This window comes from Variovorax ginsengisoli (assembly GCF_030811835.1).
GTDB lineage: Bacteria > Pseudomonadota > Gammaproteobacteria > Burkholderiales > Burkholderiaceae_C > Variovorax > Variovorax ginsengisoli_C.
This window is the reverse complement of record NZ_JAUSRO010000013.1, coordinates 22,479-46,653: the sequence shown is the minus strand read 5'-3', so window position 1 is coordinate 46,653 and position 24,175 is coordinate 22,479. Positions and strand designations below refer to the sequence as shown.

Here is a 24,175-nt window from a genome sequence, read left to right as displayed (position 1 = left end):
TCGCGAGAACACCGCGGAACTGGCCATGCCAGGCCGTCGGTGTTGCCCCCGGCGGGGGTGTTGGGGCGCGCATCAGTTCGCGCGAGTCCAGGTCTGGGTGCGCCAGAACGGGCCGAGGTAGCCACGCACTTCCAGCTTCTGCCCCCCGTCGATCGGTGTGAAGCTCGCGCGGTATTCCTTGCCGTTCTCGGGGTCGAGGATCCGGCCGCCTTCCCAGACGTCCTTGCCTTCGGCCTTCTTGCCGCCGCGGATGATGTCCAGGCCAACCATCGGCTTGCCCTTGCGGTCATCGGTGCATTCATCGCAGGTCGCGTCGGGCTTGCTGTCCTTGCCCAGCGTCTTCTCGATGCGTCCGGCGAGCGCCCCACCGCTGTCGGCGATGCGGATCTCGGCCTTGACCTCGCCGGTCTTGTCGTCGACGTTGCGCCAGAGGCCGACGGGCGACATCTGGGCCATGGCCGTGGAGGCGCCCAGGGCGAGCAGCAGGGTGGCGATGGCGGCCTTCATCATGCGAGCGCCGCGTCGGTGTCCATGAGCACCTTGCTGCCGGCGCGCGCGGTGCGCATCAGCGTTGCGGTCTCCGGGAACAGTTTGGCGAAATAGAAACGTGCGGTCTGCAGCTTGGCAAGGTAGAACGCATCCGTGTTGCCGGCGGCGATCTCGCGCAGCGCGACCTGGGCCATGCGCGCAAACAGATAGCCGAACACGAAGTGCCCTGCCACGCGCAGGTAGTCGACCGCCGCAGCGCCCACCTCGTCGGGGTTCTGGAAGCCCTTGAAGCCGATCTCGGTGGTGAACTTGGTGAGCTGTTCGCCCAGCACGGCGATGGGCGTGATGAACTCGCTCATCTTCTCGTTGACGCCCTCCTCGGCCACCAGCGCGCCGACGAGCTTGCCGAACTTCTTGAGCGTGGCGCCGTTGTTGCCCAGGATCTTGCGGCCCAGCAGGTCGAGCGACTGGATCGTGTTGGTGCCTTCATAGATCAGGTTGATGCGGTTGTCGCGCGTGAACTGCTCCATGCCCCATTCCTTGATGAAGCCGTGGCCGCCGAAGACCTGCATGCACGCGTTCGTCGACACATGGCCGTTGTCGGTGATGAAGGCCTTGACGATGGGCGTGAGCAGCGCGACCAGTTCGCCACTGTCCTTGCGCACCTTTTCGTCGGGATGGCTGTGTTCCTTGTCGAGCAGCAGCGTGCACCAGATCTGCAGCGCGCGGCCGCCTTCGGCGTACGCCTTGGCCGTGAGCAGCATCTTGCGCACGTCGGGGTGCACGATGATCGGGTCGGCATCCTTGTCCTTGGCCTTCGGGCCGGTCAGCGAACGCATCTGCGTGCGGTCCTTGGCGTAGGCCAGCGCGTTCTGGTAGGCCACTTCGGTCAGGCCCAGCGACTGGTTGCCCACGCCCAGGCGCGCGGCGTTCATCATCACGAACATCGCAGCCAGGCCCTTGTGTGGCTGGCCGACCAGCGTACCGACGGCGCCGTCGATCACGATCTGCGCCGTCGCGTTGCCGTGGATGCCCATCTTGTGCTCGAGGCCGCCGCAGTAGATCGGATTGCGGCTGCCCAGCGAACCATCGGCGTTCACGTTGAACTTGGGCACGGCGAACAGGCTGATGCCCTTGCTGCCCTTGGGCGCGTCCGGCAGGCGCGCCAGCACCAGGTGGATGATGTTGGCGGCCATGTCGTGCTCGCCGGCCGAGATGAAGATCTTGTTGCCGGTCAGCCGGTAGGTACCGTCGGCCTGCGGCTCGGCCTTGGTGCGCAGCAGCCCCAGGTCGGTGCCGCAATGCGGCTCGGTCAGGCACATGGTGCCGGTCCATTCGCCGCTCACCAGCTTGGGCAGGTAGGTGGTTTTCTGCGTGTCGGTGCCGTGTGCGGCCAGCGCTTCATAGGCGCCGTGCGAGAGGCCCGGGTACATCGTCCAGGCCTGGTTGGCCGAGTTGAGCATCTCGTAGATGCACTGGTTGACCACGAATGGAAGACCCTGGCCGCCGTACTGCGGATCGCACGACAGCGCCGCCCAGCCGCCTTCGACGTACTTCGCGTACGCATCCTTGAAGCCGGTCGGCGTCTTCACCTCGTGGGTGGTCTTGTCGAGCACACAGCCCTCTTCGTCGCCACTGATGTTGAGCGGGAAGATCACCTCGGCGGCGAACTTGCCGCCTTCCTCGATCACCGCGTTGATGGTGTCGACGTCGATGTCGGCATGCGCCGGCATCGCCTTGAGTTCGTCGGTGACGTGGAGGACTTCGTGCAGAACGAACTGCATGTCGCGCAGCGGTGGGGTGTAGGCGGGCATCGAAAAGGCTCCTGGATCGAGGAAGGGATGAGACGAAAAAAAGAAAACGGGGTACGGCTTCAGCGCACCGTGCGCAGGCGGCGCGCAGACGTTGACGCGGAGGGGGGCACAGGAGTCGGCGCGTCCGTTGCGCCGGGCGCACCCGGCACCGCGTTGCGCAAAAGAATGTTGTCGAAACCGACATGCGCACGCGCGATGGCACCAGGGACGCGCAGAAAGCGTGCCTCGTAATGCAGCGCGAGGATCAGGCCGTGGATCTCGAAGGCCACCTGGCGCTCGTCGGCTTCCTGCTGCACGTGGCCTTCGGCCTTGGCCAGCACGATGGCGCGCAGCACGGCGGCCTGCCAGATGCTGACCGACTCGACCAGCGCGTCGCGCACCGGCCCCGGGCGGTCGTCGAATTCGGAGGCCCCGCTGATGTAGATGCAACCCGAATCGATTTCGGTGGAGGTGCGCTTCATCCAGTTGGCGAACATCGCGCGAAGCCGGGGCAGGCCGCGGGCCGTCTGCAGCGCGGGGTAGAACACCTCCTGCTCGAAGCGCGCATGGTATTCACGCACGACCGAAATCTGCAGTTCCTCACGCGAGCCGAAGTGGGCGAACACGCCCGACTTGCTCATCTTCGTGAGTTCGGCAACCGCCCCGATGGACAGGCCCTCCAGCCCGATCTGCGCGGCCAGCGCCAGCGCCGCGTCGACAATGACGGCCTTGGTCTGCTGGCCCTTGGGGGCGGTGCGGGCCGATTTGGCGGGCGTGGCGGGAACGTACATGGACAACCTGGAATAAAACGAACGGTCGTTCTATTTTGCAGGAAATCCCGGCGCCCGGGAAATGCAAAGACCAAGCGGAGTTGCAGGTTATACCGACAGCACCCTCGCCCATTGCCACAACGCAAACGCTGCCAGCAGCAGTGCCGAGAGCCGGTTGATGCGCCGGCGCCACGTTGCGTCGAAACGGTGCCGCCACCGGGTCACCACGAGGGTCAGCCCTACCCACCATGCGGCGGAGCCGGCCAGCACGCCGAGCACCATCGGCACGGCCGACGCGGTGGTCATGGTGGCGCCGGCCATCGACGCGAACACCGCCAGGAAGGACAGGATGGTGGCCGGATTGGACAGGGTCAGCAAGAAGGTGCCGGCGAAGCAGCGTGCCAGATCGGCACGCGTGGGCAGCGCCGCAGCGTGTACGGCGGGTGGCTGCACGAAGGTGCGCGCGGCCATCCAGAGCAGCATCGCACCGCCGCCGAGGCCGAGCCAGGTACGCGCTCCGGCCAGCCAGGCGGTGACTTGCGTGACGCCGAAGGCGCCCAGGGCGCCATAGAGCGCATCGGCGAACGCCGCGCCCAGCCCGGTCGCCAGGCCAACGGCCAAGCCTCGGTCGAGCGTGCGCTGGATGGTCAGCAAGCCGATCGGCCCCACCGGTGCCGCAATCAGCAGTCCGACCAACGAGGCCTTGAAGAAGAGAGTCGACAGGTGTGCATCCATGGCATGGATGCTAGGCAGCCCCCCAGCGAAGAGGAAGACGAAATTTCAGGTCTGAGGTATTACAGGCCAGAAAAATGAAGGGAAAGAGGGCTTTCTACGAGAACGGTTCATCAGACCCGGCCAGAGACCCAACGCCATGACAAGGCGCGACGCCCGGCGCTGCGCTTCACTCGTACTGTTGCCCTGCCCGTATCAGCGCGGGCGTGCCGATCACCGCATTGAGTTCATCGAAGTCCAGCATCCGCTCGCGCCAAGGCTGCGTGGTGCGGTGCTGCTGCAGACTGCCGTAGTAGCCCTGCAGCGTGTGGACGACCGCGCGCGCGGTGCCGCCGGGAAAGATGGCAATGCGAAAGCCGTGGGCCTGCAGCGCGTCGGCGTCCTGAATGGGCGTCTTGCCGCCTTCGACCATGTTGGCCAGCAACGGCACGCGGTGCGCGAAGCGGGCGCAGGCCACATCCATCTGCGCGGGCGAACGCAGCGCTTCGATGAAGAGCGCGTCGACACCGGTCTCCAGGTAGGCCTCGGCCCGGTCGAGTGCCGCATCGATGCCTTCGATGGCCAGTGCATCGGTGCGCGCCAGGATCAGCGTATCGCTGGAAGTACGTGCGTCGAGCGCGGCGCGCAGCTTGCCGACCATCTCGCGCACCGGCACCACGCCCTTGCCGTCGAGATGGCCGCAGCGTTTGGGAAAGGTCTGGTCCTCGAGCTGGACCATCGCGGCGCCTGCACGCTCGAAGCCGCGAACGGTGCGCTGCGTATTGAGCGCGTTGCCAAAGCCGGTGTCGGCATCGACGATCACCGGCAGCGCCACACGCTCGGTGATGCGCGCGAGCGTGTCCTCGACTTCGGTGAATGTGGTCAACCCGATGTCGGAGCGGCCGAGCCTCGTGTAGGCAATGGAGGCACCCGAGAGGTACAGCGCCTCGAAGCCGGACTGCTCGGCCACCAGCGCACTCAGCGCGTCGTACACGCCGGGGGCAAGCACGATGTCGTTCGAGGCGAGACGGGTCTTGAGGGAAATCCTGGTCATGTCATGTCTTTCTGGCGCACCAGCGCCGCGGCGGTCGCGGCCGCCAGGTAAGCGCCGGCGACGGCGCTGAGCAGCCCGTTGCCCGAGAGATAGCCCCACACCGCGTCGCCTGAGACGCCACCGGCCGCGCCCCCCGCGGCCAGCAGGTTGGGCAACGCCGCGCCGTCTACGGCGCGCAGCACACGCATGTCGGTGCCGACATCGAGCCCGCCTTGCGTGTGGAACAGCGCACCGGTGACCTTGACGGCGAAGTAAGGCGCGTCGAGGCCTCTTGGAAAGCGTCGGCCGTCGGGCTGCGCGGCGGTGCTGCGCAGGCCTTCCAGCGTGGCCTGCAGCGTCGCCGGATCGCAGCCGATGCAGGCGGCCAGCGCCTGCGCCGTCTCGCAGCGACGCAGTGCACCGGCGGCTTCGGCATCGCAGAAATCCGGAAAGCTGCGCGCCAGCGCGAGCAACGGCGTGTCGAACACATTCCAGGCGACGCCTCCAGGCTGCGCCAGCACGCGAACGGCAGCCTCCGAATAGCCCAGCGTCTCGTCGTGGAAGCGCCGACCTTCGGCGTTGATCTGCACGCCGCCTTCCATCATCACGGCCCAGGACATCAACGCGCCCTGCGGGGTGACCCAGGAACCGTGGCCCTGGTAGCCGCCGAGATCGCGCAGCCGTGCACCGAGCGCTTCGCCCCAGAGGATGGCGCTGCCGTCGTTGCCCACATGGCCACCGAAAGTGGCCTCGGCCATCTCGGGCAGCCATGTGCGCACCATCGCTGGATTGCCGCCGAAGCCGTTGCAGGCGAGCACCAGCGCGCCGCAACCCAGCGTGGCCGTCACGCCATCGGGCCGCCGGTACGCCACACCGAGTGCGCGGTCATCATGGTCGAACCACAGTGTTTGCACCACGGCCTGCGTCAGCACCGGAATGCCCGCGGCTTCCACCGCCGCCTGCAGGCCCGCCATCAAGGCAGCGCCGGTCTTCTGCGCCATCGCATGCATGCGATGGCGGCTGTGACCGGGGTAGAGAAAGCCATCGAGCAGGACCCAGTCCATGCCGTGGCGCTGCGCAAGCGCATCGAGCGCCGGGCCGATGGCCTCGGCATAAGCCCGCACCAGCGCGGGCGCGGCACGGCCGTGCGCCTTGGCCTGAATGTCGGCCGCGAACCGCGCAGGACTGTCGTCGGTCACCCCGTGATCACGCTGCGTGCGCGTGCCGGGCGCAGGGATGAAACCCGAAGACAACGCGGTCGATCCGCTGGGCTGCGCATCGCGTTCGAGCAACACGCAGTCGATGCCCGCGTCGGCCAGCATCAGCGCCGTGGTCAGGCCACAGGCACCCGCGCCGACGATGACGACGTCGATGTGCGCTTCGGCTTCGATGCGCGCCGCGCGGCGCACCTGGCGCAGGGGCGCGCCGCCCGGCGAGCCGGTCTTCGCGCTCATGCCAGCGACGCGACGAAGGCCGCACAGTCGATGACCTCGGCCACATTGCGCAGATCGGCCAGCGAGGTCTGGTGGCGCGCTTCGCCGAAAGCCGCACACCCGTCGCCCAGCACCAGGGTGCGATAGTCGCGCATGTGCGCATCGCGCGCCGTGCTGGCCACGCCGCCGTTGGTCACGATGCCGCACACGGCGACCGTGTCGATGCCCGCGCGGCGCAGCACCCAGTCGAGTTGCGTGTTGAAGAAAGCCGAGTAGGCGACCTTGCTCACCGTGACATCGATCAGCCCGGCCAGCGCATCGACGTTGGCCTGACCCCAACTGCCCGGCGCAAAGTCGCCCTTGGCCAGGTAGGGCCGCAGCGTCCTGAGGTGCGGCGAAATCATCGGCTCGCCCTGCGCATCGGGCCACAGCGTGAACTGGCTCGCGACCACCATGCCGCCCGCGGCCTTGACCGCGCGTGCCACGCCAGCCACGCGTTCGGGCAGCGGCAAGGCGCTCGGGTTGGCGTCACCGCCGCGGGCATAGGCGCCGCGCGCATCGAGAAAGTCGTTCTGCAGGTCGACGACGACCAGCGCCGTCCGGGCACCTGCAGCTTGGAGGTCGGCACTCACGATGGCCGGACCAACAGGTTGCCGAAGCCGTCGACCTCGGCGTGGAAGCCGGGCTCGAGCCACACGGTGGTGTCGGCCTGCTCCAGGATGGCCGGACCGTCGATGCGTGCGCCCACCGGCAGGTCGAGCCGCGCATAACGCACGGCGTCGCGCCACTGGCCGTCATGGAACACGCGCTGCGTGCCGAGTGCGGCGGTGCTGCCTTCGCCGTCGGGGGCCAGCACCGCAAGATCGAACTTCGGCCGCACGCCGATGCGCGCATAGCGAAGGTTCATCACGCGGATGCCGATGCCGTCGAGCACGCGGCCGAACGCGGCGGCGTAGCTCGCCTCGAACGCGGACTGAACCGATCCGCGCGTGAGCGTGGTCGCGCTGCCTGCCGGCAGCAGCACCGGCAGCGTGTGCGTCTGCCCGGCATAGAGCATGTCGAGCGCGACGACCTCGCGCACCTCGTCGAAGCGAACACCCGACGAATCGAGCCGTGCCTGGCATGCCGCGGCCAGCACGGCGAGACGTTCGCGCAGATCGGCCACATCGAGCTCGGGCAGAGGCCGGTTGATGGTTTGCACCGCGTCGTGCCGCATGTCAGCGATCACGCAGCCCAGTGCCGAGGTGACGCCCGGGTAGCGCGGCACGATGCCCGTGGCCACGCCGACCTCTCGCATCATGGCGCACACATGCAGCGCGCCGCCACCGCCGAAGGGCATGTAGGCGAACTTGCGTGGATCGTGGCCGCGCTCGATCGACACCAGGCGAATGGCGCCAGCCATGCGTGCGTTGGCCACGGTGAGGATCGCCTCGGCCGCCTGGTGCACGTCCAGCCCCAGCGGCCGGGCCACGTGCGTGTCGATGGCCAGCCGCGAAGCTTCGGCGTCGAGCGCAGCCAACAGGCCACCGCCCAGCGGCCGGTCGGCGGCAATACGGCCGAGCAGCACGTTGGCATCGGTCACCGTCGGGCGCGTGTTGCCACGGCCGTAGCAGGCCGGGCCGGGAACGCTGCCCGCCGACTCGGGGCCAACCTGCAGCATGCCGCTCGCGTCCACCGAGGCGATCGAGCCCCCGCCCGCGCCGATGGTCTCGATCTGGATCATCGGCGAGCGGATCACCATGCCGAACTCGATGGCCGTCTGCGCGGCCAGTGCGGCCTCGCCGTTGGCGACCAGCGACACGTCGAACGACGTACCGCCCATGTCGCCGGTGATGGCATCCGGAAAGCCGGCTGCGCGCGCGATGGCCGCGCAGGCGATCACGCCGGCCGCGGGGCCGGAGAGCGCGGTGCGCACCGGCAAATCGCTTGCGGTCTGGCGCGACATCACGCCGCCGTTGCTCTGCACCACCAGCAGTTCGCCCTCGAAGCCCTGGCCGCGCAGGTCAGATTCGAGGCGCGCCAGGTAGCTGCCGACCACGGGCTGCAGCGCGGCATTGAGCGTGGCGGTCGAGCAGCGTTCGAATTCGCGGATCTCGGGCAGAACCTCGTGCGCCGACGTGACGTAGGCGTTGGGCCAGATCTCGCGAACCGCCGCCACCGCCTGCTGTTCGTTGGCTGGATTGGCATAGGTGTTGATGAAGAACACGCAAACCGCCTCGCAGCCTGCTTCGAGCAGCGCCCGCGCCTCGGCGCGCACCTGTCCCAGATCGACCGGGGTGTGCAGCGTGCCGTCGGCCAGCACGCGCTCGTCGACCTCGCGGCGCAGGTCACGCGGCACCACCGGCAGGAAGCTGCCGCGCAGGCCCCAGGTCTGCGGCCGGTCGCGCCGGCGCATCTCCAGCACGTCGCGAAAACCGCGTGTGGTGATGATGCCGGTGCGCGCCACCTTGCGCTCGAGCAGCGCATTGGTACCGACCGTGGTGCCATGCACGATGGTGGCGATGGCGACGGCCGAGTCGGCCACCCGCGCCACACCGTTCATGAAGCCTCGCGCCTCCTCGCCGCGCGTGGAGGGCACCTTGACGATGCGCGCCGTGCCCTGCGCTTCGTCGAGCACGAAGAGGTCGGTGAAGGTGCCGCCGACGTCGACACCGACCACCAGGCCCGCCTGCGGCGGTGTGTTGTTTGCTGCTGCTGTCATTGCGCTGCCTTCTTGTTCTGCGCGCCGTCCGCGCTCACGTAACCCATTGCCGCGTCGTTGGCACGTGCCGCGCTGCCGCGCTCTGCGAACGGCCCCCAGCCACCGCCGCCCGGCGTTTCCAGCCGCAGGCGTTCGCCTTGCGCGAGCCGGATGCCATGCATCTTCGAGACCATCGGCGGCGTCTGCCAGTGACCGTCGTTCTCGTAGCGAAACACGTTGACCGCGCCGTTGCCGCCGCCCGCGATGCCCTTGGGCGGCGAGGTGCCGCGCTCGCCGAAGACGTAGACCTCGGCGTCTTTCTCCAGCAGCTCGATCTCGTAGATGGCGCCCAACCCGCCGCGAAAGCGCCCCTCGCCGCCAGAGTCCGGTCGCAGTGACCATTCGGTGAAGCGCACCGGGTAGGCGGCCTCCAGGATTTCGAGCGGCGGAATGGTGGCCGTGGAAATGGGCGCGTTGGCATGCGACAGTCCGTCGCCCGCCGAATGGCCGCCGTGGCCGCCGCCGAAGAAGCTGAACATCACCCAGCGCTGGCCTTCGCGGCCGGCGTCGGTGCGATGCCCCGCAATCGACAGTGCGTTGATGGTGCCGTAGGCATGTGCCACGGCGCGTTGCGGATCGGCCTGCGCGGCGGCGCTGAAGATCACGTCGATCATGCGCAGGATGGTTTCCGTGTAGCCGCCGACCGGGCGCGGCCGCTCGGCCGTGATGACCAGCCGGTCGGGCAGCACGAAGTCGACCGCGTCGAGCACGCCGGCATTGGCCGGCACGTCGGGGAACAGGTGCTTGAGCGCCACGTAGCAGGCCGCCACCGAGGTCGCACGCGAGATGTTCACCGGCCCCGCGCATTGCGCCGAGGTGCGCGAGAAGTCGAGCGTGAGCCGGTCGCCGGCCACCGTCATGTCCAGCGCGATGGTCAGCGGCAGGTCGACGATGCCGTCGTTGTCGAGCACGTCCTCGAAGCTGTAGCGGCCGTCGGGCAGCGAGGCGATGTGCGAGCGCATGAGCTTGAGCGCGCGGCTGCGCAGCTCGCCCATGGCCTGCAGCACCAGCGCATCGCCATACTCGTCGAGCAGGCCGTCGAGCCGCCGGGCACCCAGCGCGAGTGCGGCCAGCTGGCCGTTGAGGTCGCCCCACAGGCTTTCGGGCAGGCGGGTGTTGGCGCGCAGGATGGCCAGCACGTCCGGGTCGAGCACACCGCCGCGCACGATACGCACGGGCGGGATCTGCACGGCCTCTTGCCAGCATTCGGTGGCCGCCGGGTTGTAGTTGCCCGGCACCGCACCGCCCACGTCGTGCCAGTGCGCGGCCGAGGCCATGTAGCAGTAGAGCGCACCGTTGCGAAAGAAAGGCCGTACCAGCTTGAAGTCGTTGGCGTGCGTGCCGCCGTCGTAGGCGTCGTTGCTGATCCAGATGTCGCCGTCCTGCATGCCGCCACGCGGCGCGGCCGCCCGCGCCGTGGCCCGCACCGCGAAGGCCATCGCACCGACGAACACCGGCAGGCCCGACTTGCCCTGCACCAGGGTGTCGCCGGTGGCTGCGTCATAGAGGCCATGGCAGGCATCGTGGGCCTCGGCAATGATGGGGTTGAACGCACTGCGGTAAAGCGTGGCGTCCATCTCGTCTGCGACCTGCTCCAGGCGCCCGCGCAGCACGGCGAGCGTGACGGGGTCCATCGGGTCCATCGGGGAAACCGTGACGGTCGGGGTGTCTTCATGCATGGGGAGCGTCCTTGCCAGCGCGCTGGCGCAGTTGATTCATCAGGCCGCCGGCGCGGACCATGTCCAGGAGAAAGCCGGGGATGGGCTCGCAGGGCAGGCGCCTGCCGTCCGCTGCAGTCACCGCAGGCGCTGCGCGGTCGATGCCGATGCGCTCGCCGTCCTGCAGCAGTTCGGCCTCTGCGCACGTCAGCAGCAGCAAGCCGAGGTTGAACGCATTGCGAAAGTAGAGCCCGCTGTACGAGGGCGCGATGACCGCAGCCACGCCCAGGTGCACCAGCGCCGCCACGGCCTGCTCGCGTGACGAACCGATGCCGAAGTTGGGGCCGGCCACGACCACGTCGCCCGACCGCACGTCGCGCGCGAATTCGGGCCGCACGGTTTCCAGGCAATGGGTGGCGATGATGTCGATGCCGTGCTTCATCGCATGGCCGGGCGCGAGCAGGTCGGTATCGATGTCGGCGCCCAGGCGCCAGACCTTGTGGAACGTGCTCACGCCAGCACCTCGCGCGGATCGGTGATGCACCCGCGCAACGCGGCGGCAGCCACGCTGTAGGGTGAGCCCAGGTACACCTGCGCACTGGCAGAGCCCATGCGGCCCTTGAAGTTGCGCGCGGTGGTCGACATCACGGTGACGTCGTCGCCCATCGGGTCACCGTAGCCGGCGCAAGCGCCGCAGGCGGTCGGAAACAGCTCGGCGCCGGCGGCCATCAGGGCCTGCAGCACACCCTCTTTGCGCGCCTGCTCCTGGTCCTGGATACTGGCAGGCGCGACGATCAGGCGGATGCCCGCCGCCACCTTGTGGCCGCGCAGCACCTGCGCAGCCGCGCGCAGGTCGTCGAGCTTGGCGCCGGTGCAGGCGCCGATGTAGGCCACGTCGATGGGCGTGCCCGCGCAGGCGCTCACACCGCGCGAATTGGCCGGGCTGTGCGGCGCGGCAACATGGGGTTCGAGCGCGGTCGCGTCGAAGCGGTGCACGGTGCGCGGCGCCTCGTCGTCGGTGAACCAGGCGGCGGTATCGATGGTCGGCGCGCCGGTCTCGGCCAGAAAGGCCGCCGTGGTCGCATCAGGCGCGATCAGGCCGGCTTGCGCGCCGAGCTCGGCGCTCATGTTCGACAGCGTCATGCGTTCCTGCATCGACAGCGCCTGCACCGCCGGGCCGGCGAATTCCACGGCCTGGTAGCGGCCGCCGTTCATGCCGAAGCGGCCGATCATGTGCAGCATCATGTCCTTGGCAGTCACACCTGGGGAAAGGCGGCCGTCCCACCACATCTGGATCGTCTCGGGCACGCGCAGCCAGATCTCGCCGGTGACCACCACGCCCAGCATTTCAGTGCTGCCGACGCCGAACATGTAGGCGCCGAAAGCACCACCCGTGGGCGAATGCGAATCGCCGCCCACGCACAGCATGCCCGGGCGGATGTGACCGTGCTGCGGCACCACCACGTGGCAGATGCCCTGGCTGTCGTACACGTGCGGCAGCTGCTGGTCACGTGCCCAGTCGCGGGCGATGTGCACGATGCGGCGCGAATCGTCGTCACGCTCGGGCACGTAGTGGTCCATCACCAGCACGACACGCGATTTGTCCCAGATCTGCGCGCCCAGTTCCTCCAGCATCGGCTTCAGGCGCCGCGGGCCAGAGGAATCGTGGAACATCGCCATGTCGACGGCACACGTCACGATCTCGCCGACCGCCACGCGCTCGCGGCCGCAGGCGCGTGCGATGAGTTTCTGCGCCAGCGTCTGCGCGCAGGGAGAGGCAAAAGCGTCCGTCATCATCCGGCTCACAGTCCGAGGTAGGCGCGGCGCAATGCGTCGCTGCCCAGCAGTTCCTGCGGCAGGCCGGAAAAGCGCACGCTGCCGTTCTCCAGCACGTAGGCCCGGTCGGCGATCTCCAGCGACTGACCCACGTTCTGCTCGACCAGCAGCACCGCGAGGCCCTCGTCGCGCAGGCGCCGGATGAGCGCGAACATCTCCTCGACCAGCAACGGCGACAGGCCGAGCGAAGGCTCGTCGAGGATCAGCAGCACCGGCTCGGCCATGAGCCCTCGGCCGATCGCCAGCATCTGCTGCTCGCCACCGCTCATGGTGCCGGCGTTCTGCGCCAGGCGTTCCTTCAGGCGCGGGAAGATACCGAACACCTTCTCCAGGTTCGACGTGCGGCGCTCGCGCGCCCGGGTGAAGGAGCCGAGCTCGAGGTTCTCCAGCACGCTGAGGTTCGGAAACACCTTGCGGCCTTCGGGCACCTGGATCAGGCCGGCCTGCACCACGGCGCGGTAGTGCGCACCGCTCAGGTCGTGGCCATCGAAGCGCACGCTACCGCCCCAGGCCGGCACCAGTCCGCACACCACCTTGTTGAGCGTGGACTTGCCGGCGCCGTTGCTGCCGAGCAGCGCCACCATCTCGGCGGCGTTCACCTGCAGGTCGACGCCGCGCAGCACCTCGACCCGGCCATAGCCGCCGCGCAGCCCGTTGATTTCCAGCAGCGCGCTCATGCGGCGGCTCCCGCAGCGGCCTTGCGCAAGCGCGCCGCCGTACCATGGCCGAGGTAGGCCTCGACCACGCGGTCGTCGGACGTGACCACCGACGGACTGCCCTCGGCGATCAGCTGGCCCTGCGCCAGCACCCAGACGTGTTCGGCCAGGTGCATCACGGCCTGCATGACGTGCTCGATCATGAGCACCGTCACGCCGCTGTCGGCGATGCCGCGCACCACCGGCATCATCTCGGCGATCTCCTGCGGATTGAGGCCGGCCAGCACTTCGTCGAGCAGCAGCAGGCGCGGCCGGGTGGCGAGCGCGCGCGCCAGTTCCAGGCGCTTGCGGCCGGCCACGGTCAGGTCCGACGCGGGTTTGTCGAGTTGCGGTGCCAGGCCGACCTGCGCGGCCACGGCCTCGGCACGCGCGAGGGCAGCGCCACGACGGCGCTCATGCAGGTGCACGCCCACGGCGATGTTCTCGCGCACCGTCTGCGCCGCAAAGGGCTTCACGATCTGGAAGGTGCGCGTCATGCCGCGCAGCGCATTGCGGTGCGGCTCGTGGCCGGTGATGTCCTCGCCCGCGAAACGCACGGTGCCGCTGTCGGGCTTGAGGAAGCCGGACATCAGCGCGAACATCGTGGTCTTGCCAGCGCCGTTGGGGCCGATCAGCGCACTCAGGCTACCTTCGCGCACCGACAGACTCACGTTCTGCACGGCCTTCAGGCCGCCGAAGGCACGCGACACGCCGCTCAGGGCGAGCAATGCGTCATTCATGGTTCTTTCCCTTCGTGCCCTGCGCCGACCAGAGCTGCCGCACCGACTGGCCGATGCCGGCAATGCCGCGCGGCAGGAAGATGACGATCAGCACCAGCACCACGCCGTAGATCACCATGTTGATGCCCGGCAGCTCGCCGAACAGGTTGCGCGTGAGGTCGGACAGCACATGCAGCACGACCGCGCCGAGCACCGGCCCCCACAGCGTGCCCATGCCGCCGACGATGGCCGCAACCAGCGCCTCGACCGAGGTGACCGAGCCATAGGCAATCGACGGGTCGATGTACTGGAACACCTGCACGTAGAACGCGCCCGCCGCGCCCATGAAGGCGGCCGACAGCCCGATGGCCGCGAGCTTGATGCGAAATGGATTCACGCCGACGGCGCGCGCCGCGTCCTCGTTGTCGCGCACCGCCTGCAGGTAAGCGCCGAAGCGTCCGTTGCGCAGCCACCAGGTCACGAGCAACGCCGCCACCACGAAAGCCAGCACCAGCCAGAGATAGCCGCCGCGCGACGCGAACTGCATGTTGGCCGCCGACTCGCGCAGCGGCACCATCAGGCCGACGCCGCCGCCGGTGAAGGACACCGAGACCGCCATGATCCTGAACACCTCGGCGAAGGCCAGCGTGACCAGCGCGAAGTACGAGCCCTTGAGGCCGTAGCGAAAGCTCAGCGCGCCCACGAACAGGCCCACCGCCGCCGCACCCGCGACCGCCAGCGGCAGCGCGACCCACGGATTGATGCCACCCTGCAATTGCGCGATCGCCTGGATGTACGCACCGGTACCAAAGAACAGCGCATGGCCGAAGGAGAACTGTCCGCCGAAGCCGCCCAGGATGTTCCACGCCTGCGCGATCAGCGTGGCGTACAGCGCCATCATGACGAAGTTCAGCGCCACGCCGGACGTGGTCACGAGCGGCACGCAGGCCACCGCCACCGCGAACAGCGCGATGCCCGCGAGCTGTCGCCCGCCGGAAGATGTCGTGGCGCTCATGCCTTGGCTCCGAACATGCCTTGCGGGCGGAACAGCACCACGGCAATGAAGATCACGAAGATGCCGATCTGCCCGAGCGATTCGCCCAGCACCAGGCCACCGATCGACTCGACCACGCCGACCAGGAAGCCGCCGACCAGCGCGCCGACGAAGCTGCCCATGCCGCCGAGCACGACGATGGTGAAGGCCACCAGCACGAAGCCGCCGCCCACCTGCGGGTTCACGTAATAGGCCGGCAGCAAAAAGCAGGCGGCAGCGCCCAGGCAGGCCAGGCCGATACCGAAGCTCATCGCATAGACGTGATCGACGTCGATGCCCATGAGCTTGGCGCCCTCTTTCTCCTTGGCCACCGCACGGATGGCGCGGCCCAGGTCGGTGCGCCCCATGATCCAGAACAACAGGCCCGACACCACCAGCGCACCCACGAAGGCCACCAGCTTGGGCACCGCAATCATCGCGGGGCCGATGGCGACCGTGCTCAGCGAATAGGCCGTGTCGATGCTGCGCGTGTCCGACTTGAAGAACAGCAGCGCCAGGTTCTCCAGCACGATCGAGATGCCCAGCGTGGCCAGCAGGATGTTCTCGTCCTTGCCGTGGCCCGCGCGGTTGATCACCACCCGCTGCAACCCGTAGCCGAAGGCGAACATCCCTGCCATCACCAGCGGCAGCGCCACGTACGGGTCGACGCCCAGGCGCTCCTTGAGGAAGTAGACCGCGTACAGCGCGGCCATCAGGCAGGCACCGTGCGCGAAGTTGATGATGTGCAGCACGCCGTAGATCAGCGTGAGGCCCAGCGCGATCAGCGCGTACACCGCACCGGTCGTCAGGCCGTTGAGCAGCGAGGGAAAGAGAATGCTGAAGTCGAACATCCGGCGTCGCGTTTGCGGCTCAGGCCTTCAGCGGGAAGAGCGGTTCCACTTCGCGGTAGTCGCGCGGAATGATGACCTTGATGTCGTTCTTCACCACCTGCGTCATCAGCGGCTGAGCGCCCTGGTTCTGGCCGGCGACGAACTTCGTCGGGCCGTACGGCATGATGTGATCGGCGAAGGTGCTCTTCTCCAGTGCATCGATGATGGCAGCGCGGTCGGTCGATTTCGCGCGCTCGATCGCATCGGCCAGCACCGTCATCGCGGTGTAGGTCATGAAGACCTCGTAGCTGAAGAACTGGCCCTTGGCCTCCACCCGCTTGCGCAGGTCCTGCGCACGCTTGTCCTTCGGGTTGAACCAATGGTTGCAATCGATGATGCCGTTGGCCGCATCCGGAAATTCCTTGACGAACTTGTAGCTCGACGCTGCGCCGCCGAGCACCGAGAAGATCGCCTTGGGCTGCACCTTCTGCTGCTGCATGGTGCGCACCAGCAGGGCGTACTCGTTGTAGTAGTTGGCCGGGATCACGATGTCGGGGTTGATCGACTTCATGCGCAGCACGATGTTGTTGAAGTCGCGCGTCGGGTTGGCGTGCTTGACGACTTCCTTCACATCGAAGCCGTAGCCCGGCAGCTCGCGCGACAGCAGCGCCGCGGTGCCTGCGCCGAAGAGCGACTCCTCGTGGATGATCATCACCGTCTTGGCCGGACTGCCCGCCGCCTTGTTGAGCACCAGCAGGTTGGCCATCGCGACCTCGGTCGACTTCTTGTAGCCCGGACCGAAGCGAAAGGTGTTCTTCAGCCCGCGCTCGACGATCTGGTCGGCCACGCCGACGTCCACCACGTGGGGCAGGTTGTACTTGGCCGCAGCCTGCGTGGTCGCCAGGCAGATGGCCGAAGCAAAGGCGCCGACGATGGCCGACACCCCGGCCTCGTTCATCTTCTCGACTTCCGCCGCGCCGGCCTGCGGCTGCGACTGCGCGTCGCCCAGCACCGCTTCGAGCTGCGCGCCACCGAGCGACTTGATGCCGCCGGCCTTGTTGATGTCCTCGATGGCCAGTTGCGCGCCGAGCCGGCATTGCTGGCCCGAATAGGCGAGCGCGCCCGTGACCGGATGCAACACCCCGACCTTCACCGTCTTGGGCTGTGCGCCCGAGACGAGCGGAAAGGCGATGGCCGAAGCGATGGCGGCGGATTGCGAAACGAAGCGGCGACGGTTTTGCATGGGACTTTCCTTTGCGAGCGGTGGGGCTGGGGCGCTAATTGAACTGGGCGGAGAGGTCGTCGCTGACCCACACCTTGGCGTCGATGCCGCCCACGCGGGACAGTTGCATCTCGTAGGTGTAGCGGTCGGGCCGGTAGAAGCCGTGCAGCCACTGCACCGGCCGATCGGCGTCGTCGTAGATGAGGCGGCGCACCGCAAGCAGCGCGGAACCCACCGAAATGTCGAGGTGCTCGGCCAGCACGTTGTCGGCCAGGCGTGCCGAAATGGTCTGGTGCGCGCGGCCGACCTTCACGCCCGACTCTTCCAGCAGCACCAGGATCGGCTTTTTCGCGAGTTCGCGGCGGCCGAAGCGGCGCGCGATCTCGGCGGGCACGTAGGTCGTGATGTGCGACAGCGGGCCTTCGCGCGTGGAACGCACGCGCACCGCCTTCTGCACCGGATCGCCCAGCTGCAACTGCAGCGCCTCGGCCACCTGCGTGCTGGCCGTGATGGTGGCCACGTCGATCACCTTGACCGACGTGTGCAGGCCCATCGTTACCAGGTTTTCCAGCAGGCCGCGCAGGTTGGCACGCGCCATGCCTTCACCGTTGGCGCTCCCGTTGCGCGCGTCGTTGGCCGCCATCGGCGGCACCGGCCGCGTGCGGCGCCCGGGCGTGCGCGAGATCAGGCCTTCGGCGGAAAGCCGCTCCAGCGCACGGCGCACGGTGACGCGGGCCACGCCGAACTGAGCCATCAGCGCGAGCTCGCCGGGCAACCCTTCGACGGCAAAGCGCCCTTCGTCGAGCTGCTCACGCAGCACCAGATAGATCTGGTGGTATTTGGGCAAAGGCATCTGCGACATGCGCTCGATGTTTTGCCACTTCTAATGTTCTGTCAATGAGACATTTGGTTTTGGTGCACCCCAGGCTTGCCACACTTCGTGTGGCCGCCAACCCCCTCGCCGGGGGCAACACCAGCGGCCCGGCAAAGCCGGTTCCGCGGTGTTCCTGCACCAAACCGGGGCCGACGGACGTCCCCGCGTCGCGCTCAGAGCTTGAAGGGAACCACTTCCTGGCGCTGGTCACCCAGGCCGTCGATGCCCAGCGTCATCACGTCGCCCTTCTTCAGGTACAGCGGTGGCTTCATGCCCAGGCCCACGCCGGGCGGCGTGCCGGTGGTGATCACGTCGCCGGGCATCAGCGTCATGAACTGGCTCACGTAGCTCACCAGCTTGGCCACGCTGAAGATCATGGTCTTGGTGCTGCCGGTCTGCACGCGCTTGCCGTTGAGGTCGAGCCACATGGCGAGCTTCTGCGGGTTGGGCACCTCGTCGCGCGTGACCAGCCAGGGGCCGATCGGGCCGAAGGTGTCGCAACCCTTGCCCTTGTCCCAGGTGCCGCCGCGCTCGGTCTGGTACTCGCGTTCGCTCACGTCATTGATCGTGCAGTAGCCGGCCACGAAATTCAGTGCGTCCTTCTGGGACACGTAGCGTGCGCGCGTACCGATGACCACGCCGAGCTCGACTTCCCAGTCGGTCTTGACCGAACCCTTGGGCAGCATCACCGGGTCGTTCGGGCCCTGGATGCAGCTCGTGGCCTTCATGAAGACGATCGGCTCCTTGGGGATCGGCGCACCCGACTCCGCGGCATGGTCGGCGTAGTTCAGGCCGATGGCAATGAACTTGCCGACGTTGGCCACCGGGCTGCCGTAGCGCGGCTTGCCGCGCACCAGCGGCAGCTTGTCGGTCTTCAGCTTGCGCAGCTTGGCGAGCGCGGCATCGCCGAGCTGCTCGGGGCCGATGTCCTTGAGCACGCCGCTCAGGTCACGCAGCTGGCCGTTGTCGTCGATGAGACCCGGCTTTTCCTTGCCGGGGTTGCCGTAGCGGACGAGTTTCATTGTTTCCTTTCAGTACACGTCTAACGAATGCAGAAGTCGGCAGGCTAACCGATGGCGCCGCAGCGGCTCAGATGGTGATGCCGCCGTCCACGGTAAAGGCCTGGCCGGTGGCAAAGACCGACTCGTCGCTGGCAAGAAACACCACCACCGGCGCGATCTCGGCCGCCTGCGCCAGCCGGCCCATGGGCTGGCGTGCGACGAAGGCGCGGCGTGCGGCCTCGGGGTCGGCATTCGCATTGATGCGATCGCCCAGCGAAGGCGTATCAACCGTACCCGGGCACACCGCATTGCAGCGGATGCCCTGCGCCACGTAGTCGGCCGCCACGCTCTTGGTCAAGCCCAGCACGGCAGCCTTGGTGGTCCCGTAGACGAAGCGGTTGGGCAGGCCCTTCATGCTCGAACACACGCTGGCCATGTTGATGATGCTGCCGCGGCCCGCAGCGAGCATGCCGGGCAGCACGCCACGGATCATCCAGAACTGCGCGCGCACGTTGAGGCGAAAGGCGAAATCAAGGTCGTCGTCGGTGGCATCGAGCACGGTGCCGTTGTGCACCACGCCCGCACAGTTGAACAGCACGTCGAAAGTCGGTGCCTGTTGCATGAAAGCGGCGATGGCAGCGGCATCGAGCACATCGAGCCGCGCGGCCTTGACGTTCGCCACGCCCTCGTAGCGCGCGAGCAGCGCTTCGTTGACGTCGGTCGCCCACACCTGCGCGCCCTCTGCCGCCAGCGCCAGCACGCTGGCATGCCCGATGCCCTGCCCCGCAGCGGTCACCAGCACGGTCTTGCCCTTGAGTCTCATCCTGCCTCCTCGTTGATGGATGCGCCGGCGTTTCGGGGCGGGACCCGATGGTTTCAGGGTTACGCCCGATGGTTGGTGCGCCGTGCTGGACGTATTCTGGATTGGTCTTACCACCTGTCCAATTCAGGACAACCCTTAACGCCCTTCACCCGATCCTCTGCGTCCCGCTGCCTGCGTCGTGCCCCTGCAAACCGTCGAACCCCAGCGCCTCTACCGGCAGATTGCCGGCCAGTTGCGCACCCTGATCGCCCAAGGCGAGTTCGCCGCTGGCGACCGCCTGCCGGCAGAACGCGACCTGGCCCAGCAGCTTGGCGTGAGCCGCCCGTCGGTGCGCGAGGCGCTGATCGCGATGGAAGTCGAGGGCTGGGTGGAGGTTCGCACCGGCTCGGGCGTGTATGTGCTGGGCCGACCGGCGCAGGCCAAGGCGTCGGCGAACGCGGCGCCTGCAGCGCCAGCAGCCCTCGATGCGGCCGAATGGGGACCGCTGGAACTCATCCGCGCGCGCCGCGTGATCGAAGGCGAAACCGCTGCGATCGCTGCGCTGCAAGGCAAGCGCCGCCATTTCGATGCCATGGCTGCAGCCATTGCAAGCATGCGCGAAATGGCAGACCGTGCGCTCATGCCGCTGGACGGCGACCGGGCCTTTCACGTCGCCATCGTCGAGGCCGGCGGCAACACCGTGCTGACCGAGACGGTCGAGCGGTTCTGGGATTCGCGGCGCGGTCCGGTGTTCACGCGCCTGGGCGGGTACTTCGAGACAGTGCCTTCGTGGCGCGCGGCCATCGCAGAGCACGAGGCGGTGTACGACGCGGTGGTCGCGCGCGATGCGTCGGCTGCCCGCCAGGCCATGCATGCCCATATGGAAAAGGCGCACCAGCGCTTCAGCGTGAGCTGGCGCCGCGCAAGGAAATGAACGCTACGTCCGCCTCAACAAAGCCACGATGATGAACCCCTTCATACGCCTCCATCCCGCCGATGACGTCGTCATCGCGCGCAGCCAACTCGTCGGCGGCACCCTGGTCGAACACGTCACCGTGCGCGGCCTGGTACCGGCGGGCCACAAGATCGCGATGCGCGCCATCGCCACGGGCGAGCCGGTGCGCCGCTACAACCAGATCATCGGCTTTGCGAGCCGGCCCATCGCGCCCGGCGAGCACGTGCACACGCAGAACCTCGACATGGGGACGGCCAAGGGCGACTTCGCACGCGACTACGCCTTCGGTGCCGACGTCAAGCCGGCGCCCGCACCGCGCGAAGCCAGCTTCATGGGCATCCGGCGCGCCGATGGCCGCGTGGCCACGCGCAACTACATCGGCGTGCTGACCAGCGTGAACTGCTCGGCCACTGCGGCACGCGCCATTGCCGATCACTTCTCCCGTCGCACCAACCCCGACGCCCTTGCCGCCTACCCGAACGTCGATGGCGTGGTCGCGCTCACGCACGGCACGGGCTGCGGCATGGACACCGACGGCATCGGCATGCAGATCCTCGCGCGCACGCTCACGGGCTACGCGACGCATGCCAATTTTGCCGCCGTGCTGGTGGTCGGCCTGGGCTGCGAGGTGAACCAGATCAACGCGTGGCTGGCGACCGGTCATCTGGCCGAAGGCGAGAACTTCCGCACCTTCAACATTCAGGACACCGGCGGTACGCGCAAGACAGTGGCCAAGGGCGTGGCGCTGATTGAAGAGATGCTGCCGCGTGCCAACGCCGTGACCCGCGAACCCTGCAGCGCAGCGCACCTTTGCATCGGCCTGCAGTGTGGCGGCTCCGACGGCTATTCAGGCATCAGCGCCAACCCGGCGCTGGGCGTGGCGGTCGACCTGCTGGTGGCGCACGGCGGCACGGCCATCCTGTCGGAAACGCCGGAGATCTACGGAGCGGAGCACCTGCTCACGCGCCGCGCAGTGCGCCGCGACGTGGGCGAGAAGCTGGTCGCACGCATCCACTGGTGGGAGCGCTACACGCAGATCAACGACGGCGAGATGAACAACAACCCGTCGCCCGGCAACAAGGCCGGCGGGCTCACGACCATCCTCGAAAAATCGCTGGGCGCGGTCGCCAAGGGCGGCACCAGCAACCTGGAGGCGGTGTACGAGTATGCCGAACCCGTGACCGCCCACGGCTTCGTTTTCATGGACACCCCCGGCTATGACCCGGTGAGCGCCACCGGCCAGGTCGCGGGTGGCGCGAACATGATCTGCTTTACCACCGGCCGCGGCTCGGCATATGGCTGTGCGCCTTCGCCGTCGCTCAAGCTGGCCACCAACTCGGCGCTCTGGCGGCGCCAGGAGGAAGACATGGACATCAATTGCGGCGAGATCGTCGATGGACAGTCGACGATCCAGGCCATGGGCGAGCGCATCTTCTACCTGATGCTGGCCACTGCCTCGGGCGCGCCCTCCAAGAGCGAACAGCATGGCTACGGCCAGAGCGAGTTCGTGCCCTGGCAGGTCGGCGCGGTGATGTAAGCCATGGCCGCAGAACCTTTCGGCACCCTGCCCGGCACCGGCTTCGAGCGCATCGATCCGCGTTTTTCATCCTGCATTCCCGGCCCCGAACGCGTCGAGCGCCTGTGGACGGGCGCGCGATGGTGCGAAGGCCCCGCCTGGTTTGCGGCCCACCGGACGCTGGTGTGGTCTGACATCCCGAACGACCGCATGCTGCGCCTGGATGAGCGCAACGGCACGGTCGGCGTGTTTCGGGAGCCGGCGCACAACACCAATGGCAACACGGTCGACCGCCAGGGCCGGCTCGTGAGCTGCGAGCACCTCACGCGGCGCGTGACGCGCACCGAGCACGATGGCACGGTCACCGTGCTGGCCTCGCACTGGCAGGGCCTGCGCCTGAATTCGCCCAACGACGTGGTGGTGCACAGCGACGGCGGCGTGTGGTTCACCGACCCGAGCTACGGCATCCTGTCGGACTACGAAGGCCTGCGCGCCGACAGCGAAATCGGCGCCTGCCACGTCTATCGCATCGACCCGGCCAGCGGTGCGGTCGAGCGTGTGGCCGACGACTTCGTCAAACCCAACGGGCTGGCCTTCTCGGTCGACGAATCGCAGCTGTACATCGCCGACACCGGCGCGAGCCATGCGCCCGACGGCCCCCGGCACATCCGGCGCTTCGAGGTCGCCGCGGACGGTCGCGGTCTGCAGGGTGAAGGCCCGGTGTTTGCCGAATGCACGAACGGCCTGTTCGACGGCTTCCGGCTCGACACCCAGGGCCGCCTGTGGACGAGCGCGCGCGACGGCGTGCATGCCTACGACCCGGATGGCACGCTGCTCGGCAAGATCCTCATTCCCGAGCGCGTGGCCAATGTCTGCTTCGGCGGCCCCAAGCGCAACCGCCTCTTCATCTGTGCGACGAGTTCGCTCTACGCCATCACCCTGAACGCCCAAGGAGTCTGACCATGTCCCTCACCCTCCCCGCCGATGCATTGCGCACGTCGGTTGCCCGCATTCTCGAAGCTGCGGGCAGCGCGTCGGCCGAAGCCGCGCAGGTGGCGGCCAACCTGGTGCTCGCCAACCTCAGCGGCCACGACTCGCACGGCGTGGGCATGGTCCCGCGCTACGTCGATGCGGTCACCGAGGGTGGCCTGCGCCCCAACACGTCGGTGCGCATCACCGCCGACATCGGCACGCTGCTCGCGCTCGACGGCCAGGGCGGCTACGGCCAGATCGTCGGCGTGCAGGCGATGGCGCTCGGCATTGCACGCGCCCAGGCCCATGGCAGCTGCATCTTCACGCTGGCGCACGCGCACCACCTGGGGCGCATCGGCCACTTCGCGGAGATGGCAACGGCCCAAGGGTTGGTGTCCATGCACTTCGTCAACGTGCTCTCGCGCCCGGTCGTGGCCGCATGGGGCGGCGGCGACGGGCGGTTTGGCACCAACCCGTGCTGCATTGGCGTGCCGCTGGCGGGCGCGGCGCCCTTCGTGCTCGACTTCGCGACCAGCCGCGTGGCGCAGGGCAAGATGCGCGTGGCCCACAACAAAGGCCAGCGCGTCGCGCCCGGCCACCTGATCGACGAACAGGGTCGCCCGACGGACGACCCGGGCGTGGTGGTGGTGCCCCAGCCCAATGGGCTGTTCGGCGCGCTGATGACCTTTGGCGAGCACAAGGGCTACGGCATGGCCGTGGCCTGCGAACTGCTCGGCGGTGCGCTCTCGGGTGGCGGCACCTGGCACCGGCAGGCAGACATGTCACGCTCGGTGTTCAACGGCATGCTGACCGTGCTGATCGACCCGGCCAAGCTGGGCACGCAGGCGAGCTTCGAAAAGGAAGCGGGCGAGTTCGTCGACTGGCTGCGCCAGAGCCCGCCGGGCGAAGGCTTCGATGCGGTACAGATCGCCGGCGAGCCCGAACGCGCGGCGCGCGTGGCTCGCGAGCGCGATGGCGTGGAGGTCGACGATGCGACCTGGGGCGAGATCGTCGAGGCGGGGCGCCGGGTGGGCGTGGCGGTCAGCCCGTAACCGTGATAACCGTGGGGCGGCGAGCGGTCGCCGCTGCCGGC

The 24,175-nt window shown here is 68.1% G+C and carries 23 protein-coding genes; 4 read left to right on the top strand and 19 right to left on the bottom strand.

Going from position 1 to position 24,175, the window contains the following annotated elements; all coding sequences use genetic code 11:
• Positions 1–72: 72 nt before the first annotated feature.
• The 19 genes from J2W36_RS19240 to J2W36_RS19150 form a co-directional block, all read right to left on the bottom strand.
• Positions 73–507 (bottom strand): DUF2147 domain-containing protein, encoded by a 435-nt coding sequence (locus J2W36_RS19240; protein WP_307691498.1) that lies wholly within the window; start codon positions 505–507, stop codon positions 73–75.
• Complete coding sequence (locus tag J2W36_RS19235) at positions 507–2,303, bottom strand: acyl-CoA dehydrogenase C-terminal domain-containing protein (RefSeq protein WP_307691375.1); 1,797 nt, start codon at positions 2,301–2,303, stop codon at positions 507–509. The genes J2W36_RS19240 and J2W36_RS19235 overlap by 1 nt, the downstream gene beginning before the upstream one ends.
• Positions 2,304–2,362: 59 nt before the next feature.
• Positions 2,363–3,073, bottom strand: a complete 711-nt coding sequence (locus J2W36_RS19230; protein ID WP_307691374.1) for a TetR/AcrR family transcriptional regulator — start codon at positions 3,071–3,073, stop codon at positions 2,363–2,365.
• 87 nt (positions 3,074–3,160) lie between these two features.
• Positions 3,161–3,787: a LysE family translocator gene (locus J2W36_RS19225; RefSeq protein ID WP_307691373.1), complete on the bottom strand. Its 627-nt coding sequence runs from the start codon at positions 3,785–3,787 to the stop codon at positions 3,161–3,163.
• A gap of 166 nt (positions 3,788–3,953) precedes the next feature.
• Entirely contained in the window at positions 3,954–4,817 is an 864-nt protein-coding gene (locus J2W36_RS19220; protein WP_307691372.1) for an isocitrate lyase/PEP mutase family protein, read from the bottom strand.
• On the bottom strand, positions 4,814–6,250 hold the full coding sequence (locus tag J2W36_RS19215; protein WP_307691371.1) for an FAD-dependent oxidoreductase: 1,437 nt from the start codon (positions 6,248–6,250) through the stop codon (positions 4,814–4,816). The genes J2W36_RS19220 and J2W36_RS19215 overlap by 4 nt, the downstream gene beginning before the upstream one ends.
• Positions 6,247–6,864 (bottom strand): cysteine hydrolase family protein, encoded by a 618-nt coding sequence (locus tag J2W36_RS19210; RefSeq protein ID WP_370869357.1) that lies wholly within the window; start codon positions 6,862–6,864, stop codon positions 6,247–6,249. The genes J2W36_RS19215 and J2W36_RS19210 overlap by 4 nt, the downstream gene beginning before the upstream one ends.
• Positions 6,858–8,930 carry a hydantoinase/oxoprolinase family protein gene (locus tag J2W36_RS19205; protein ID WP_307691369.1) on the bottom strand — a complete coding sequence of 691 codons (2,073 nt, stop codon included), beginning with the start codon at positions 8,928–8,930 and terminating at the stop codon, positions 6,858–6,860. Before J2W36_RS19205 ends, J2W36_RS19210 begins: the two co-directional genes overlap by 7 nt.
• Positions 8,927–10,648: a hydantoinase B/oxoprolinase family protein gene (locus J2W36_RS19200; protein WP_307691368.1), complete on the bottom strand. Its 1,722-nt coding sequence runs from the start codon at positions 10,646–10,648 to the stop codon at positions 8,927–8,929. The genes J2W36_RS19205 and J2W36_RS19200 overlap by 4 nt, the downstream gene beginning before the upstream one ends.
• Positions 10,641–11,141 carry a LeuD/DmdB family oxidoreductase small subunit gene (locus J2W36_RS19195; protein ID WP_307691367.1) on the bottom strand — a complete coding sequence of 167 codons (501 nt, stop codon included), beginning with the start codon at positions 11,139–11,141 and terminating at the stop codon, positions 10,641–10,643. The genes J2W36_RS19200 and J2W36_RS19195 overlap by 8 nt, the downstream gene beginning before the upstream one ends.
• A complete protein-coding gene (locus J2W36_RS19190) occupies positions 11,138–12,424 on the bottom strand; it encodes a 3-isopropylmalate dehydratase large subunit (RefSeq protein WP_307691366.1) in 1,287 nt (428 codons plus the stop codon). The genes J2W36_RS19195 and J2W36_RS19190 overlap by 4 nt, the downstream gene beginning before the upstream one ends.
• 5 nt (positions 12,425–12,429) lie before the next feature.
• On the bottom strand, positions 12,430–13,140 hold the full coding sequence (locus J2W36_RS19185) for an ABC transporter ATP-binding protein (RefSeq protein ID WP_307691365.1): 711 nt from the start codon (positions 13,138–13,140) through the stop codon (positions 12,430–12,432).
• Positions 13,137–13,898, bottom strand: coding sequence for an ABC transporter ATP-binding protein (locus J2W36_RS19180; RefSeq protein WP_307691364.1), 762 nt, complete (start codon positions 13,896–13,898; stop codon positions 13,137–13,139). Before J2W36_RS19180 ends, J2W36_RS19185 begins: the two co-directional genes overlap by 4 nt.
• Positions 13,891–14,892, bottom strand: coding sequence for a branched-chain amino acid ABC transporter permease (locus tag J2W36_RS19175; protein WP_307691363.1), 1,002 nt, complete (start codon positions 14,890–14,892; stop codon positions 13,891–13,893). Before J2W36_RS19175 ends, J2W36_RS19180 begins: the two co-directional genes overlap by 8 nt.
• Positions 14,889–15,761: a branched-chain amino acid ABC transporter permease gene (locus J2W36_RS19170; RefSeq protein ID WP_307691362.1), complete on the bottom strand. Its 873-nt coding sequence runs from the start codon at positions 15,759–15,761 to the stop codon at positions 14,889–14,891. The genes J2W36_RS19175 and J2W36_RS19170 overlap by 4 nt, the downstream gene beginning before the upstream one ends.
• Before the next feature lie 19 nt (positions 15,762–15,780).
• Complete coding sequence (locus tag J2W36_RS19165; RefSeq protein WP_307691361.1) at positions 15,781–16,983, bottom strand: ABC transporter substrate-binding protein; 1,203 nt, start codon at positions 16,981–16,983, stop codon at positions 15,781–15,783.
• Positions 16,984–17,017: 34 nt separating this feature from the next.
• A complete protein-coding gene (locus J2W36_RS19160) occupies positions 17,018–17,815 on the bottom strand; it encodes a GntR family transcriptional regulator (RefSeq protein WP_307691360.1) in 798 nt (265 codons plus the stop codon).
• Between the two features lie 194 nt (positions 17,816–18,009).
• Positions 18,010–18,858, bottom strand: a complete 849-nt coding sequence (locus tag J2W36_RS19155; protein WP_307691359.1) for a fumarylacetoacetate hydrolase family protein — start codon at positions 18,856–18,858, stop codon at positions 18,010–18,012.
• Between the two features lie 67 nt (positions 18,859–18,925).
• A complete protein-coding gene (locus J2W36_RS19150) occupies positions 18,926–19,660 on the bottom strand; it encodes an SDR family oxidoreductase (RefSeq protein ID WP_307691358.1) in 735 nt (244 codons plus the stop codon).
• Positions 19,661–19,838: 178 nt separating this feature from the next.
• Between J2W36_RS19150 and J2W36_RS19145 the strand changes: the two genes are divergently transcribed.
• The 4 genes from J2W36_RS19145 to J2W36_RS19130 are packed head-to-tail and all read left to right on the top strand — an operon-like array spanning position 19,839 to position 24,134.
• A complete protein-coding gene (locus J2W36_RS19145; RefSeq protein WP_307691357.1) occupies positions 19,839–20,573 on the top strand; it encodes a FadR/GntR family transcriptional regulator in 735 nt (244 codons plus the stop codon).
• Positions 20,574–20,604: 31 nt separating this feature from the next.
• Entirely contained in the window at positions 20,605–22,131 is a 1,527-nt protein-coding gene (locus J2W36_RS19140; protein ID WP_307691497.1) for a UxaA family hydrolase, read from the top strand.
• 3 nt (positions 22,132–22,134) lie between these two features.
• Positions 22,135–23,070 carry an SMP-30/gluconolactonase/LRE family protein gene (locus J2W36_RS19135; RefSeq protein ID WP_307691356.1) on the top strand — a complete coding sequence of 312 codons (936 nt, stop codon included), beginning with the start codon at positions 22,135–22,137 and terminating at the stop codon, positions 23,068–23,070.
• A 2-nt stretch (positions 23,071–23,072) separates the two neighbouring features.
• The gene (locus J2W36_RS19130) at positions 23,073–24,134 is read left to right on the top strand and encodes a malate/lactate/ureidoglycolate dehydrogenase (protein ID WP_307691355.1); all 1,062 of its coding nucleotides are present in this window, start codon (positions 23,073–23,075) and stop codon (positions 24,132–24,134) included.
• Positions 24,135–24,175: the final 41 nt, after the last annotated feature.

Bases quoted from the DNA above. Each gene is read 5' to 3' on its own strand.
- J2W36_RS19190 (WP_307691366.1), bottom strand. From the start codon at position 12,424: ATGATGACGGACGCTTTTGCCTCTCCCTGCGCGCAGACGCTGGCGCAG.
- J2W36_RS19215 (WP_307691371.1), bottom strand. From the start codon at position 6,250: ATGAGCGCGAAGACCGGCTCGCCGGGCGGCGCGCCCCTGCGCCAGGTG.
- J2W36_RS19170 (WP_307691362.1), bottom strand. From the start codon at position 15,761: ATGTTCGACTTCAGCATTCTCTTTCCCTCGCTGCTCAACGGCCTGACG.
- J2W36_RS19135 (WP_307691356.1), top strand. From the start codon at position 22,135: ATGGCCGCAGAACCTTTCGGCACCCTGCCCGGCACCGGCTTCGAGCGC.
- J2W36_RS19240 (WP_307691498.1), bottom strand. From the start codon at position 507: ATGAAGGCCGCCATCGCCACCCTGCTGCTCGCCCTGGGCGCCTCCACG.
- J2W36_RS19180 (WP_307691364.1), bottom strand. From the start codon at position 13,898: ATGAATGACGCATTGCTCGCCCTGAGCGGCGTGTCGCGTGCCTTCGGC.
- J2W36_RS19205 (WP_307691369.1), bottom strand. From the start codon at position 8,930: ATGACAGCAGCAGCAAACAACACACCGCCGCAGGCGGGCCTGGTGGTC.
- J2W36_RS19140 (WP_307691497.1), top strand. From the start codon at position 20,605: ATGAACCCCTTCATACGCCTCCATCCCGCCGATGACGTCGTCATCGCG.
- J2W36_RS19175 (WP_307691363.1), bottom strand. From the start codon at position 14,892: ATGAGCGCCACGACATCTTCCGGCGGGCGACAGCTCGCGGGCATCGCG.
- J2W36_RS19160 (WP_307691360.1), bottom strand. From the start codon at position 17,815: ATGCCTTTGCCCAAATACCACCAGATCTATCTGGTGCTGCGTGAGCAG.
- J2W36_RS19155 (WP_307691359.1), bottom strand. From the start codon at position 18,858: ATGAAACTCGTCCGCTACGGCAACCCCGGCAAGGAAAAGCCGGGTCTC.
- J2W36_RS19230 (WP_307691374.1), bottom strand. From the start codon at position 3,073: ATGTACGTTCCCGCCACGCCCGCCAAATCGGCCCGCACCGCCCCCAAG.
- J2W36_RS19220 (WP_307691372.1), bottom strand. From the start codon at position 4,817: ATGACCAGGATTTCCCTCAAGACCCGTCTCGCCTCGAACGACATCGTG.
- J2W36_RS19185 (WP_307691365.1), bottom strand. From the start codon at position 13,140: ATGAGCGCGCTGCTGGAAATCAACGGGCTGCGCGGCGGCTATGGCCGG.
- J2W36_RS19200 (WP_307691368.1), bottom strand. From the start codon at position 10,648: ATGCATGAAGACACCCCGACCGTCACGGTTTCCCCGATGGACCCGATG.
- J2W36_RS19150 (WP_307691358.1), bottom strand. From the start codon at position 19,660: ATGAGACTCAAGGGCAAGACCGTGCTGGTGACCGCTGCGGGGCAGGGC.
- J2W36_RS19235 (WP_307691375.1), bottom strand. From the start codon at position 2,303: ATGCCCGCCTACACCCCACCGCTGCGCGACATGCAGTTCGTTCTGCAC.
- J2W36_RS19130 (WP_307691355.1), top strand. From the start codon at position 23,073: ATGTCCCTCACCCTCCCCGCCGATGCATTGCGCACGTCGGTTGCCCGC.
- J2W36_RS19165 (WP_307691361.1), bottom strand. From the start codon at position 16,983: ATGCAAAACCGTCGCCGCTTCGTTTCGCAATCCGCCGCCATCGCTTCG.
- J2W36_RS19225 (WP_307691373.1), bottom strand. From the start codon at position 3,787: ATGGATGCACACCTGTCGACTCTCTTCTTCAAGGCCTCGTTGGTCGGA.